The 15,514-nt window shown below is 33.5% G+C and carries 7 protein-coding genes; 5 read left to right on the top strand and 2 right to left on the bottom strand.

Features of this window, described 5'->3' with window-relative positions; all coding sequences use genetic code 11:
• Positions 1–2: 2 nt before the first annotated feature.
• Positions 3–980 carry a M23 family metallopeptidase gene (locus tag GSY47_RS15865; RefSeq protein WP_179001178.1) on the bottom strand — a complete coding sequence of 326 codons (978 nt, stop codon included), beginning with the start codon at positions 978–980 and terminating at the stop codon, positions 3–5.
• 278 nt (positions 981–1,258) lie between these two features.
• Here GSY47_RS15865 and alaS point away from each other — a divergent pair, with 278 nt between their 5' ends.
• Positions 1,259–3,898, top strand: coding sequence for an alanine--tRNA ligase (gene alaS, locus GSY47_RS15860; protein WP_179001176.1), 2,640 nt, complete (start codon positions 1,259–1,261; stop codon positions 3,896–3,898).
• 273 nt (positions 3,899–4,171) lie between these two features.
• Here alaS and GSY47_RS15855 read toward each other — a convergent pair whose 3' ends face one another.
• Positions 4,172–5,917, bottom strand: a complete 1,746-nt coding sequence (locus tag GSY47_RS15855) for an ABC transporter ATP-binding protein (protein ID WP_219071461.1) — start codon at positions 5,915–5,917, stop codon at positions 4,172–4,174.
• 118 nt (positions 5,918–6,035) lie between these two features.
• On the opposite strand from GSY47_RS15855, the gene GSY47_RS15850 reads away from it, so the two are divergent.
• The 4 genes from GSY47_RS15850 (at position 6,036) to tamL (ending at position 15,439) form a co-directional block, all read left to right on the top strand.
• Positions 6,036–6,809 (top strand): hypothetical protein, encoded by a 774-nt coding sequence (locus GSY47_RS15850; protein ID WP_179001172.1) that lies wholly within the window; start codon positions 6,036–6,038, stop codon positions 6,807–6,809.
• A 95-nt stretch (positions 6,810–6,904) separates the two neighbouring features.
• On the top strand, positions 6,905–7,861 hold the full coding sequence (locus tag GSY47_RS15845) for a GSCFA domain-containing protein (RefSeq protein ID WP_179001170.1): 957 nt from the start codon (positions 6,905–6,907) through the stop codon (positions 7,859–7,861).
• 176 nt (positions 7,862–8,037) lie between these two features.
• Positions 8,038–13,137, top strand: coding sequence for a translocation/assembly module TamB domain-containing protein (locus GSY47_RS15840; RefSeq protein ID WP_179001168.1), 5,100 nt, complete (start codon positions 8,038–8,040; stop codon positions 13,135–13,137).
• On the top strand, positions 13,121–15,439 hold the full coding sequence (tamL, locus tag GSY47_RS15835) for a translocation and assembly module lipoprotein TamL (protein ID WP_219071460.1): 2,319 nt from the start codon (positions 13,121–13,123) through the stop codon (positions 15,437–15,439). The genes GSY47_RS15840 and tamL overlap by 17 nt, the downstream gene beginning before the upstream one ends.
• Positions 15,440–15,514: the final 75 nt, after the last annotated feature.

Genomic DNA, 15,514 nt, shown 5'->3' with positions numbered 1-15,514 from the left:
TATTAATCTAATGATTGATTTTCTTGATTCGCCATTTGTGAAATTGCCACATATTCTACAGCCGAAATGTTTCCATAATAGAAGTTCAGCGGATTTACGACTTTTCCGTCTTTATGTACTTCATAGTGACAATGTGGCCCCTCGGATCTTCCAGTGCTTCCAACATATCCAATTACGTCTCCTCTTTTGACTTTTTGTCCAGGTCTGCAGTTGTATTTGCTTAAATGGGCGTACAAACTTTCGTATCCAAAACCATGCCTGATCACAATGTGGTTTCCATAGCCAGATGCTGTATTATCAGCTCTTGCTACGACACCGTCACCAGTAGCATAAATTGGAGCGCCTGTATTGGCAGTAAAATCCATTCCATTGTGCATTTTTCGTACTTTTGTGAAAGGGTCAATTCGGTATCCAAAACCTGAGGCAACTCGTTTTAAGTTTTCATTCTGAACAGGCTGAATGGCAGGAATTGCTAATAATAAACTTTCTTTAGCTCCAGCTAATTTTAAAATGTCATCCAACGATTTTGATTGAATAGCTAATTCTTTTGAAAGTTTATCGACTCGTTTAGTGGTATTTAAAACCAATTGTGAATTATTATAACCTTCTAAAATCTTGTATCTTTCCGGATTTCTAAATCCAGCTTTTCTAATCGAATCCGGAATTTCAGCTTTATTAAAATAAATTCTGTAAATATTATTGTCTCTCTCTTCCAAAGCATCTGCAACGGCATCAATTTCATCTAATTTTTTATTTAGAATGGAATATTGAAGTTTTAAATTTTCAATTTCCCGTGCCTGCAAACGATCTTTGGGAGTTTCAAAATAAGGCGTATTAATTAAAAGAACGAAAACTAAAAAACCAAACAATGCTGAAGCCAGTAAAAACAGTAATGCGTAACCAATTTTTATTCTTTTTCTGGTTTTTATTTTCGTATAAGCCAGATTTTCTGAGTCGTAATAATATTTTACTTTCGCCATATTTTAAAATACGCTATTTTTGCAGCTTGTAAAATAAGTTAGACGAACAAAATGGCTAAATGTTTCAGCAGTTCGGCACTTTTTTTTACAAGAATTAATGATTAGATATTGGGGCTATTTTATCATTAGATAATGCGCAAAATAGGCAATTTATTGTTTATAATATAAGTTTTTTGAATTCATTATAAAAAACTTAACGCATTACGGAATGAATAAATATCTAATCGTCTAATTTTCAAATTGACACATTAAACAGACACATTTTTTCTAATTTAAATATGAAATCACAAGACGTACGTAAACAATTTTTAGATTTTTTTGAGAGTAAAGGACATACTATTGTTCCTTCAGCTCCTATTGTACTTAAAGATGACCCAACCTTAATGTTCAACAACTCGGGAATGGCCCAGTTTAAAGAATTTTTCTTAGGAAACGGAACTCCAAAAAGTCCAAGAATAGCCGATACGCAAAAATGTCTTCGTGTTTCAGGAAAACATAATGATCTTGAAGAAGTTGGTATTGATACTTACCATCACACAATGTTTGAAATGTTAGGGAACTGGTCTTTTGGAGATTATTTCAAAAAAGAAGCAATCAACTGGGCTTGGGAATTATTGACAGAAGTCTACAAAATTCCTAAAGAAAATCTTTATGTTTCTGTTTTTGAAGGAAGCAAAGAAGATAATGTTCCGTTTGACCAAGAAGCTTGGGATATCTGGAAAGAGTTAATTGATGAAGACCGAATTATTCTTGGAAATAAAAAAGATAATTTCTGGGAAATGGGAGATCAGGGACCATGCGGACCTTGTTCTGAAATTCACGTTGATTTACGTTCTGAAGAAGAAAAAGCTTTAAAACCAGGTAAAGAAGAAGTAAATAATGATCACCCTCAGGTAGTTGAAATCTGGAATAACGTATTCATGGAATTTAACCGTAAAGCTGATGGTTCATTAGAAAAACTTCCGGCACAACACGTTGATACCGGAATGGGATTTGAGCGTTTGTGTATGGCATTGCAAGGAAAAACATCAAATTATGATACTGATGTTTTCATGCCTTTAATTAGAGAAATCGAAACCATTACGGGAGCAAAATATACAACTAATGATGTAACAGGCATTAGTGAAGAACAAAATAAAATGAATATTGCGATTCGTGTAGTAGCAGATCACGTTCGTGCGGTGGCTTTTGCTATTGCTGATGGACAGTTGCCTTCTAACACGGGTGCAGGATATGTAATTCGTAGAATTTTACGTCGTGCTATTCGTTACGGCTTTACTTTCTTAGGAACAAAAGAGCCGTTTATTTTTAAATTGGTTGAAACTTTAAGCGAGCAGATGGGAGATTCTTTCCCGGAAATCAGAACGCAGAAAGCACTTTGCTCTAATGTAATTCGTGAAGAAGAAAATTCATTCCTTAAAACATTAGATCAGGGATTGATTCTTTTAGATGCTGTAATTTTAAATAATACAGGAGATACTGTTGATGGTAAGAAAGCATTTGAATTGTATGATACTTACGGATTCCCAATTGATTTAACCGCTTTAATTCTTTCTGAAAGAGGATTGAAATTAGATGAAGAAGGATTCCAAGAGCAATTACAATTGCAAAAAGAAAGATCTCGTGCGGCATCAAAAGTAACGGCTGGAGACTGGAATGTACTTGTAGAAGATGATATTCAGGAATTTGTTGGTTATGACAGATTATCACAACAGGTAAAAATCACGAAATATCGTAGAGTTGAAAGTGCAAAAGATGGTGAGATTTTCCAATTAGTTTTCAATGCAACTCCATTTTATGGAGAAAGCGGAGGACAAACAGGAGATAAAGGATATTTAGAAGCTCAAAACGGTGACATTGTTTACATTATAGATACTAAAAAAGAGAACAATCAAACGATACATTTAGCAAAATCGTTACCAGAAAATCTTACTGGAACTTTTAATGCAGTTGTTGATGCCAATCAAAGAGCTAAAACTTCTTCAAATCACTCGGCTACGCATTTATTGCACCAAGGTTTGCGTAAGATTTTAGGAACTCATATTGAGCAGAAAGGTTCGATGGTTCGTAATGCTTCATTACGTTTTGACTTTTCTCACTTCTCTAAAGTAACTGATGAAGAATTGGTTGAAGTTGAAAACTTCGTAAATGCAAGGATTCGCGAGAGTCTGCCATTAATCGAAAAAAGAGGAATTCCAAAAGAGCAGGCTTTGGAAGATGGAGCAATCGCTTTGTTTGGAGAAAAATATGGCGATTTAGTTCGTACCATTAAATTTGGTGATTCGGTTGAATTATGCGGAGGAACTCACGTTGCGAATACATCTGATATCTGGCATTTTAAAATTGTTTCTGAAGGAGCTGTTGCAGCTGGAATCAGAAGAATAGAGGCAATTACAAGTGAAGCTGCAAAAGAATATTTTGAATCGCAGGCCGTTTCTTTAGCTGAAATTAAAGATGCGCTTAAAAATGCTCAAGATCCAGTAAAATCAATTTTGGCTTTACAAGACGAAAATGCACAGCTTAAAAAACAATTAGAAGCTTTGTTAAAAGATAAAGCGAAAAATATGAAAGCTGATTTGGCTAAAGAATTACAAGAAATCAATGGTGTTCAATTTTTAGCAAAACAAGTAGATTTAAATCCAGAAGGAGCAAAAGATTTAGCTTATGAATTAGGCGGTTCTTACAGCAATTTATTTGTAGTTTTCGCAACGGCTCACGAAGGAAAACCAATGTTAACTTGTTATATCTCTAAAGAAATTGTAGCAGCCAAAAACCTAAACGCAGGACTAGTGGTTCGCGAATTAGGAAAATATATCCAAGGTGGAGGAGGAGGTCAGCCTTTCTTCGCTACTGCAGGAGGTAAAAATGTTGATGGAATTGCTGAGGCTTTAACTAAAGCTGTGGATTTTGTAAAATAATTAAAGATGCTAAGGTTCTAAGATACTAAGGGACTAAGTTTTTATAACTCACAACAAACCCGACAGGTTCAAACCTGTCGGGTTTTGTATTTTTAGTTTTTACGTATTTTATGTCATTTCGACTGAAAGGAGAAATCACACTAGAAACTCTACAAAGATTGGCAACTCACTTTGCGGATTTACGCGTGTGATTTCTCCTTTCAGTCGAAATGACAAATAGGACGTTTATAGATTGTTTTTAAAAAACTTAGAACCTTAGCAACTTAAAAAAAGCTATTTTCGTTCGCCAATCTGCTGGCGCCACATAGCATAATACAGCCCTTTCTCTACAATTAAATCCTCATGTTTTCCTTGCTCAATTATTTTTCCTTGTTCTAGGACAAAAATTCTGTCGGCGTGCATTACAGTTGATAAACGGTGTGCAATTAAAACTGTGATTCTGTTTTTGTCTGAGATGTTTCTAATGGTATCATTAATTTCTTCTTCGGTAATAGAATCCAATGCAGAAGTGGCTTCATCAAAAATTAATAAATTTGGATTTCTAAGAATTGCTCTGGCGATAGATAAGCGTTGTTTTTCTCCACCCGAAACTTTGATTCCGCCTTCTCCGATTGTAGTATTTAAACCATCTTCGGCACGTCTAAGCAATTTATCACAGCTTGCACGTTTTAGTGCGTCGTACAGATCTTCGTCGGTTGCGTTTGGTTTTACGAATAATAAATTTTCACGGATTGTTCCAGAAAACAATTGGGCATCCTGAGTTACAAATCCTAATTGCTTTCTCAAATCTAAAAGATCAACATCTGTAGAGTCAATATCATTGTATGTAACATGGCCTTCAGCGGGTGTATATAACCCAACTAATAATTTGACCAAAGTAGTTTTACCAGACCCAGACGGCCCAACAAAAGCTACTGTTTGCCCTTGTTTAATTTCGAAATTGATATTTTCGACCGCTTTAAATTTAGCTGTTCTGTGCTGGAAAGTTACATTAGAAAAAAGCAATTTCTGAATTGCCCCAATATGTTTTGGATTTTTAGGACGAAATTCTTTTGGAGCGCTTAATAAGGTTTTAAAGTTCTCCATAGAAACTTTCGTTTCATTCAAAGCAATGATAAAGTTTCCTAATTCCTGTAAAGGGCCAAAAATAAAGAATGTAAAAAATACCATTGTCAATAAATCTCCAACTATAATTTTTCCGCCAAATAGAAAGTAATATAAAGCAAAAACAACGCAGGTTCTTAAAAAGTGAACGGTTGTTCCTTGGATGAAACTTAAACTTCTAATAAAACGTATTTTCTCTAATTCTAACTGAAGGATTTTAAATGTATTCAGATTTAAACGTTTTTCTTCTTGATATGTCAAACCAAGACTTTTTACCAATTCAATGTTTCGTAAACTTTCTGTTGTAGAACCTGCCAAGGCATTCGTTTGGTTCACAATTTTTCGGGAAACAATTTTGATCTTTTTACCTAGATACAAACTGACCAAAGCAATAATTGGGGCAGTAATTAAAAAGATAATCGAAATGCGAAGATCTATTCTTGCAACATAAACAATTACGAAAATGAAGCCGATGATGGTTTGAAAAATTAAAGAAATTGAAAGTGTGATCAATTTTTCAGAATCAATTCTAACCTTAGTCAATTTGCTTAAAGTTTCACCACTTCGTTGGTCTTCGAATTCTGCATAAGGAAGATCTAGAGATTTTTTAATTCCGTCTGTGTACATTTGAGCACCAGTTCTCTGAATGACAACATTGGTAAAATAATCTTGAAAGTTTTTGGTAATTCTAGAGATCATTGCTGCACCAAGCGAAAGTCCAAGCCAGAAAGCTAAAGATTTTATAAAGCCAATTTCATTGCCTTTATATTTTGTGATTCCGACACCGCAGTCCTGCATTAATTTACCGGTAATTACGGAGTCTGATAAACTGAAACAAATGTTAATAGTAGCCATTATCAAAGCAAAAAATAAAAGCATTTTATGTTTGATGATGTAAGTATATAATAATTTCATAAATGATTTAAAAAAATGGAAGATGCAAAAGTAAGGAATTGTTTTAGTTTGTGAAGTTGATTTCTGTTATTAAAAATATAAATTATTCTATATTTGAATATTAAAAAAAACAAAATTCATGAAACAGCTTTTAATGTTTTTTACAGCTTTTATTTTAATAACATCCTGTTCGAGTGATGACAATTCTGCTCAAAACAACTTAATTTTACCTAAGGCAGTTTCTTTTATATTTCCAAATGAACAATTAGGCACTAATAGTGTAGGGATTATTGTATATGACGGAAACAAGATTGTAAGTCTTACTAGAGAATATTCAAAATTCGTATACACTTATGAGGGAGACAGAATAACAAAACAGACGGAATTTGATGTAGACACTAAAGGGAAAGAGTATAAAAGTAGAGAGGTTGTCTATATTTATGAAAATGGAAAATTGAAAAGCAGGACATTTAAAGAAGGATTTCCTGATAATAACTCAGAAGCTTTATCGATAAACACAACTATATATACACACTTGTCTAATGGACTAATTACCTATGTTAATTATTCAGATTCAAATATTAAACAGGGAGAAGGAAGTTTAGAACTGAAAGATGGGAATGTAATAAAAGAAAGTACAACATTTGGGGCTTCCCAAACATTGATAATGTATGAATACGACACTAAACCTAATGCATTGAAGAACGTTTTAGGATTTGATCTTTTACTAAATGAAGTAGCAGGGTTTGGGAAAAATAACATTGTAAAAATGACTAGAACATCAACAGAATTTCCTAATCCTGCCGTTTATACAAAAAGCTATACTTATAATGAAAATGGTTATCCAATAAGAGCGTTTTCATATGATAGCAGTGGAAATTCAATTGAATATGAAACACGATATGCTTATTAAGTGTTGAAATTTTAAAGAATGTAATTAAAAGCCAGTTGTATACCGCTGGCTTTTTTGTTTGTAAAAAATAACCGAAATTTACAGAAAATAATTCTATGCAATTCAGAACTCAAATCCTAATTTCAAAAAGTAATTCGCCAATCGATTATCATTCGAAAGTACTTTCAATGGGTTCTTGTTTTGCAGAAAATATGGCGGAGAAATTTGATTATTTTAAATTTCAAAACGAAACCAATCCGTTTGGGATTATTTTTAATCCAGTTTCAATAGAAAAATTATTTAAGAGAGTTTGTCAAGAACAATGGTTTGAAGAAAAAGACGTTTTCTTTCATAACGAACGCTGGCATTCTTTTGAAGTACATTCTGATTTAAGTAATGCCGACCGACAAGAATTACTGGAAACGCTCAATAAAGCTATTTCAGAAACGAACAAACAATTAAAAGAAGCAACGCATCTCATTATCACTTTTGGAACTTCCTGGATTTACAAAGTTTTAGAGAAAGATGAAGTTGTTGCCAATTGTCATAAAGTGCCACAGAAACAATTTTCAAAAGAGTTGTTATCTGTTGAAGTAATTCAGAAAAGCATTCAAAACACAATTGATTTAGTTCAGGCTTTAAATCCAAAAATCAACTTCATTTTTACCATTTCTCCGGTAAGACATATTAAAGACGGCTTTGTAGAAAATCAATTAAGCAAATCGCACTTATTTACGGCTTTGCATTCTGTTCTAAAAACTGAACACTCAAAACTGAACACTGCATATTTTCCCTCTTACGAAATCATGATGGATGAGCTTCGCGATTATCGTTTTTATGGAGAAGATATGTTACACCCAAATCAAATCGCAATCGATTATATCTGGAAGCTTTTCAGCGAAAATTATATTTCAGAAAACAGCCTTTCAACAATGCTAGAAGTAGACGAAATTCAAAAAAGTCTTCGACATAGAAGTTTTAATCCGGAATCAGAACAGCATCAGAAATTCTTAGCTAAACTCCAGCAAAAAATAAATCTCTTAGAGAAAAAGATTTCTCATATCAAATTCTAACTAGTTATTATAAAAAAAACTTCGGATCTTAGTGCCTTAGTGGCAAAAACAACAATAAAATTCTAGAATAATTCCTGATAATTATGTAAATTGTTAAGGTTTAAATTTTACATTTTTGTAAGATGTGTAACCCTGCTTTTTTCAGAAGCAATTAATCTAATCGATTTTATTGACGTATGAATAAGAAACCCGCTTATTTTATTAAAAAAATACTTCGTATCCTCATGTGGTGCGTGGTTTCTGTAGTGGCACTTTTATTACTTGCTATCATTTTAATTCAGGTTCCTTCGGTTCAGAATTTCGTTAAAAATAAAGCGATCACTTACCTTCAGGATAAAATAAAAACCAAAGTTTCTTTAGATTATATTTCGATAAAATTTCCAAAAGATGTAGTTCTGGAAGGTTTTTATTTTGAAGATCAAAAAAAAGATACTTTGCTGGCTGGTAAACGATTAGAGGTTGATGTTGATCTTTTTAAACTCGTTAGCAGTGAACTTGAAATCAATTCGGTTTCACTTGAAAATGTGAAAGCCAATATTTCCCGAAATAAAGACGGTGTTTTTAATTTCGATTACATCATAAAAGCATTCGAATCCAAAGAACCAAAAGTAGAGGATCCAAATGCAAAACCTTTCAAAATCTCGGTTGTCAAAGTAAACCTCGATCAGGTTAAATTTAACTTTAAGGATGATTTCGCTAAAAATGATATTCGGGTAAACCTGACGCATTTTGATACCAAATTCAAGAAGTTTGATTTGGATCAGATGGATTTTAATATTCCGACAATCAATTTAAATGGCTTAAAAGTAGTTTTAGATCAGGATGTAGTCGAGAAAATTGCTGAAGTTTCAGTAAAAACAGTTGATACGATTTCGAAACGTCCTGATTTTAAATTGGCGTTAGACAAAATAGCTTTGTCTAAAATCGATATTTTATATGATAATAAAGATTCGAAATTGAATTCTGGCATTAGCCTAGGAAATTTAAAATTAATAGTAAATGAGATTGATCTTAATAAACAGTTTTTGGATTTTAATACTTTTGAAGTTAAAAATCTTAAAGGAAATTTACGTCTTGGCGCAAAAGATAAGCAGATTCAAGCCCCTGACTTGGATACAACAGCCATAAAACAAGCGGGCTGGAAAGCAAAATTAAATAAGGTTGATATCCAGAATGTTGCCTTCAAATTTGATGATATGCAGTCAAAACCTGTTGCAAAAGGTTTAGATTACAGTCATTTGGATTTGAGTAAATTCAACTTCGAAGCAGAGAAATTGTATTATGGAAATGATACTATTTCAGGAAATATAAACAAACTTACAGTCAACGAAAAAAGCGGCTTGCAAATCCAGTCTCTAAAAACTAATTTTTTCTACGGACCAAAAAATGCATCCTTAGAAAATCTGTATTTAAAAACACCTCAAACACTTGTTCAGGATAAAATTAAAGTTGAATACAAATCGCTTGATGCACTGCAGAAAGATTTAGGAAATCTGGCTATTGATGCCAATCTGAAAGAATCTAAAATTGGTTTCAAAGACATTTTATTATTTGTTCCAACGCTTCAAAAAACTAATCCGTTTAAGAGTAATCCAAACGCGGTTTTGTATGTCGACAGTCGTGTAAGCGGAAAAGTAAAAGATCTGAATATTTCCAAATTTGAAATGAGCGGAATAGGAACGACAAAAGTTTCCCTTTCGGGGAAGATTGCCGGATTGCCTGATGCGCAAAAAGCGTATTACGATTTGGATATTAAAAAGATTTCGAGCACAGCAAAAGATATTAATATGTTCGTGCCGGCAGGAACAATTCCAAAAAACATTCAGCTTCCTTCGCAGTTGAGTTTGCAGGGAAAATTTAAAGGTTCAGTTCAAAACTTCAAAACCAATTTAGCTTTAAATAGCAGTTTTGGAAATGCAAAAGTGGATGCTTTATTTGACCAGCGTGTTAAAAAAAGAGAAAAGTATGATGCTGTAGTTTCCTTAAACGAATTTGATCTTGGACGATTAATCAAAAATGATTCGATTGGAAAAATAACGCTTAATGCGAAAGTTAAAGGAAACGGTTTAGATCCTAAAACGGCAAATGCTGTCATTGACGGAATTGTTCAGAAAGCAGTTTTCAACAGATATACATATAAAGATTTAACGCTGAAAGGAAACATCGAAAACGGATCTTTTGCCGTAAAATCCGGAATGGAAGACCCGAATCTGAATTTTAATTTAACGGCTAGCGGAGACACAAAAGACAAATATCCAACCGTAAAACTGAAATTAAATCTTGATATAGCCGATTTAGAAAAACTAAATCTGCATGCAGGTCCAATGAAACTGCGCGGAAATGTAGATGCTGCTATTACCAACAGTAATCCCGATTTTTTAAACGGAAAAGTTTTTCTGTCCAATATTCAGATTTTGCAGGACAAAGAGCCAATTGTTTTAGATTCGATTCGTGTTATTGCTTTTGCAGATAAAGACAGCAATTCAATTAAGATTTCGTCGCAGTTTTTAAAAGCAGAAATGACTGGAAAGTACAAACTGACGACTTTGTCCAATTCAATTCAAAAATCATTATCAAAATATATTGATCTTAAAAATCCAAAAGTCAACGCAGAATCAGATGAACAAAGGCTGGCTTTTATGCTCAAAGTCGACAATGATCCTGTGCTTTTAAAATTATTACCAAAATTGACAAACTTAGAGCCTTTTACCATAACAGGGAATTATAATAATAAAACCGATTCTCTAAATGTGAAAGGAACGATTCCAAGAATTGTTTATGGAGGTAATACCATTTCAGACGGAAAAATAAATATCGAAGCCAAAGAAAATGCTTTAGAATATGCAGTTTCTGTGGCGACAATCGAAAGCGGTTCGCTTAAAATTCCGTTTACAAGTTTGTCCGGAAATGTGCAGAATAATATTTTGACGTATGCTCTTGAAGTAAAAGATGCCAAAGAAAAACAGCAATATTATATTGCAGGTGAATTTAAGGCAGAAGATTCAAAAAACATTGTAAAACTGGATGCGGAAAATTTCATTTTAAATTATGATAAGTGGAATGTTGATCCGGAAAATGCAATCGAATTTGGCGAAAAAAGACTCTATGTCAATAAATTCAATTTGAGTAATAACGGAAATGAGTTAAAAATTCAGTCACAAGGAACACAGGATAATGCACCCTTGCAAGTCGATTTTGTGAACTTCAAAATCGAAACCATTATGAATATGGTCAAAAAAGATGAGCTGTTAATGCAGGGATTGATTAACGGAAATGCGTTAGTCGAAAATGTAATGACCAGCCCGACTTTTACTTCGGACTTAAAAATTGATGATTTTACTTTTAAAGGAGAAAAAGTTGGCGATTTAGAAATAAAAGTAGACAACAAAACGACTGATACACTTGTAGCAAATGTGGCTTTAAGTGACGAAGGAAATGATGTAAAACTTACCGGAGAATATAAAATAGAAGAAGGTAATTTTGATTTGGATGTCGCAATTAATAAACTGAACATCAAAAGCATTCAAGGTTTCAGCATGGGAAATATTACCGAAGGAAAGGGGTTTCTGTCTGGAAATTTTAAAATAACAGGAAATACTTCGGCTCCAAAAATTAATGGTGAATTGGTTTTTAATGATGCTGGTTTTAGAGTGACACAGCTCAATTCTTATTTTAAAACTAAAAACGAAAAAATCACTTTCGCTAATGAAACAATCTCATTTGACAAATTTTCTCTTTTTGATGAAAATGATAATGAATTGTTTGTCAATGGAACCATTCAATCTGTTGATTTTGTAAAATATAATTTTAATTTATTGGTTGAGGCTAATGATTTTAGAGCCATAAATTCTAAAGCTACAGATAATGATTTGTTCTACGGCGATTTGTTTTTGGATACAAAATTAAATATCAAAGGAAGTTTAGAAAGTCCGGTTGTGGATGGAACAATCAAAATCAATAAAGAAACTAAATTTACGGTGGTAATGCCACAATCAGATCCTTCGATTGCAGACCGCGAAGGAATTGTAGAGTTTGTTGATGAAGACAATATGTACCTCAAACAAACAGTTGATCTTCAAAATAAATTAGATCAATCGGAATTGAAAGGAATGGATGTAAATGTTGCTATTACGATTGATAAAGAGGCCGAATTGACTTTACTGATTGATAAAGCAAACGGAGATTATCTGAACTTAAAAGGCGAAGCCGAACTAGTTGGAGGAATTGATCAATCGGGAAAAACAACTTTAACTGGAAAATATGAGTTTTCGGATGGAGCTTATCAAATGAATTTTAACGGAATCAAAAGAAAATTCGATATTCAGGAAGGAAGTTATATTACCTGGAATGGCGAACCAACTATGGCAAATGTAAGCATTACGGCTATTTATAAGGTTGATGCTGCTCCGATTGATCTATTAGGTAACCAAATTCCAACTGATAATACAGCAGAAAGAAATACATACAAACAAAAACTTCCGTTTCAGACTTTATTGAAAATGAACGGAGAACTGATGAAACCTGAAATTTCATTTGGAATTGTATTGCCAGATGGAAATTATAATGTTTCTACAGATGTAGTTACATTAACACAAACTAAATTGAAACAGTTAGAACAAGATCCTGCCGAATTGAACAAACAGGTTTTTGCGCTTTTATTATTAAACCGATTTGTGGGAGAAAACCCTTTTCAAAGTGAAAGCGGTGGCGTTAACGCAGAATCTTTCGCAAGACAAAGTGTGAGTAAGATTCTTTCACAGCAATTGAATAATCTGGCAGGTGAATTAATTACAGGATTTGAAGTCAATTTTGATTTAGAATCCTCTGAAGATTATACTTCTGGAACCATGCAAAACAGAACAGATCTGAATGTAGAAGTTTCTAAAAAACTGTTGGATGACAGATTGAAAGTAACTGTTGGAAGCAGTTTTGGAGTAGAAGGTGCAGAGCGGGCCAATGAAGAAAGCACTAATATTGCCGGTGATGTAGCTTTAGATTATCAGCTTACAAAAGACGGCAGATATATTGTTCGTGCTTATAGAAAAAATCAATATCAGGTAGCAGTAGAAGGACAGGTTGTAGAAACAGGAGTTGCTTTTATTATCACAATGAGTTACAATAAATTCAGAGAACTTTTCCATCGCACCGAAAAAGAAAAAGAATTGATTCGAGAAGAGAAGCTTCGAAAAGAAAAAGAAAAACAGAAAAAAAAGGAAGAGAAAGAGAAGGAGCAATTGCAGGAAAATCAAATTGAAGGAAATGAACAAAAAACGTAATCATATAAAAAATCATTTTGCAAAGTATTTTGTACTGCTATCCCTGTTTTTTGTTTTCGGATGCAGTAATACAAAATATCTTCCAGAAGGCGATTTGCTTTACACGGGCGGTTCAGTAGAAGTGAAGGACTCTATCATGAAAAAGAAAGATAGAAAAGCGCTTGAAACGGAGATGGAAGGTCTTCTTCGTCCAAAACCAAATAAAACGTTTTTAGGTTTACGTCCAAAATTATGGTTTTATAATATTGCCGGCGAGCCCAAAAAACAAAAAGGATTTAGATATTGGCTTCGAACTAAAGTGGGAGAAGAGCCAGTGCTTTTTAGCAAAGTCGATTTAGATTATAATGCTTCGGTTTTACGGAATTTTACAGAAAACAGAGGTTATTTTAAAACTCGTGTCAGCGCAGATTCTACTGTAAATAATAAAAGAGTAACAGCAGAATATACCGTTATTCCCAAAAAACAATACATTATTAAAAGTGTGATTTTTCCGGATGATTCTTTAAAAATGTCAAAAATAATCGCCAGATCAAGCCGACGCAGTTTATTGAAAGTGGGTAAACCGTATGATTTGGATCTTATAAAAGCAGAGAGAGAACGCATCGATGCAAGACTTAAAGAAAAAGGCTACTATTATTTTAGTCCCGATTATCTTCTGGCAAAAGTAGACAGTAGTAAAGGCGATCATGAAGTAAAAATCAGATTGGTTATTAAAGATGAAACTCCTGCAAAAGCTTTAAGAGCTTATAAGATAAATAACATATTTGTGTATCCGAATTATTCGCTGTCAAACGACAGTATGGTTTATAGAAAAAAGAATATTACTCAGTATAAAGATTTTACTATTATAGATACGGCAGAAACTTTTAAGCCAAGAGTTTACGACAGAACCATCTATTTCAAAAAAGGGGATTTATATAACAGAACCGATCACAATTTGACTTTGAATCGTTTCGTCAATCTGGGAACTTTTAGCTTTGTTAAAAACGAATTTAAGCCTTCAGACAGTATTGATAATGCTTTAGATTCCTATTATTATCTAACGCTTTTGCCTAAAAAGTTTATTCGTGTTGAGGTTTTGGGTAAAACCAATTCAGCAAGTTATACGGGTACAGAACTTAATTTGAACTGGAATAATAGAAACTTCCTTCGCGGTGCAGAATTGTTTACAGCCTCGATTTTTGGAGGTGCCGATTTTCAATTGGGTGGCGTGAATAAGGGGAAAAATATTTATAAACTTGGAGGGGAAGTTAGTCTAACATGGCCAAGATTTATTACGCCTTTTAATATTGAAGGAAACAGTGAATATGTGCCAAGAACCAAAGCAACGCTTCGATATGAATATCAAAAACGAACCCAATTGTATGCACTGAATTCTTTTAATACTTCTTTTGGTTATCTATGGAAGGAAAACATCCGAAAAGAACATCAGCTTAATGTAATTGATGTGACGTATGTTAGTCCGAATCATGTTACGGCTGAATATTTAGAAGACATTCAACAAGATCCTGCATTAGGAAAGGTAATTGAAAAACAGTTAATCTTTGGGCCAACTTACAATTATACCTATACGAATACCATGCAGAAACGCCGAAAAAACACGATCTATTTTAATGGAGAATTGGATTTGGCTGGGAATATTACCGGTTTGGTTACCGGTGCAGATTATCCGGATAAGGTTAAAACGATATTTGATGTTCCGTTTAGACAATATGTAAAAATAAGAACCGATTTCAGGCATTATTTAAAACTAGGAAAAGAGAGCGAATTAGCCAGTAGATTAATTGTAGGGGCAGGATTTGCTTATGGAAATTCGAATACAATGCCAGCTTCTAAACAGTTTGTAGTGGGAGGGACAAACAGTATTCGAGCTTTTAGAGCCAGAACGCTCGGGCCAGGAAGTTATGTGATTCCTGAAACGACAACCAATATTAATTATACACCAGATCAATCAGCCGATTTGAAATTGGAGTTTAATACCGAATACAGAGCAAAACTTTTTAGTATAGTGAGAGGTGCAGTATTTTTGGATGCCGGTAATATCTGGCTTTTACATGCCGATCCCAATAAACCCGGAGCTGAAATCTCAAAAGATTTTATGAAAGAAATTGCTGTTGGTGCAGGAGCAGGTTTACGTTTTGATTTGTCGTTCCTGATTTTAAGAACAGATTTAGCCATTCCACTAAGAAATCCAGCTCTTCCAGACGGACAAAGATGGGTTATTGATGATATTAATTTTGGAAGCAGTTCTTGGAGAAAAGACAATCTCATTCTGAATATTGCTATTGGCTATCCTTTCTAATTTTTTTCAGCCACGAATTCACGAATTTTCGCTAATTTCTTTGTCTATAGATTTTTTCTAATTTCGCAAATCAAA

The sequence above is a fragment of the Flavobacterium quisquiliarum genome (assembly GCF_019308285.1).
Classification (GTDB): Bacteria; Bacteroidota; Bacteroidia; order Flavobacteriales; family Flavobacteriaceae; genus Flavobacterium; species Flavobacterium quisquiliarum.
The sequence above is the reverse complement of the archived record's forward strand: the minus strand, read 5'-3'. Positions and strand labels throughout refer to the sequence as shown.

Coding starts and splice junctions, on each gene's coding strand:
- tamL (WP_219071460.1), top strand. CDS start 13,121: ATGAACAAAAAACGTAATCATATAAAAAATCATTTTGCAAAGTATTTT.
- GSY47_RS15855 (WP_219071461.1), bottom strand. CDS start 5,917: ATGAAATTATTATATACTTACATCATCAAACATAAAATGCTTTTATTT.
- GSY47_RS15850 (WP_179001172.1), top strand. CDS start 6,036: ATGAAACAGCTTTTAATGTTTTTTACAGCTTTTATTTTAATAACATCC.
- alaS (WP_179001176.1), top strand. CDS start 1,259: ATGAAATCACAAGACGTACGTAAACAATTTTTAGATTTTTTTGAGAGT.
- GSY47_RS15845 (WP_179001170.1), top strand. CDS start 6,905: ATGCAATTCAGAACTCAAATCCTAATTTCAAAAAGTAATTCGCCAATC.
- GSY47_RS15865 (WP_179001178.1), bottom strand. CDS start 980: ATGGCGAAAGTAAAATATTATTACGACTCAGAAAATCTGGCTTATACG.
- GSY47_RS15840 (WP_179001168.1), top strand. CDS start 8,038: ATGAATAAGAAACCCGCTTATTTTATTAAAAAAATACTTCGTATCCTC.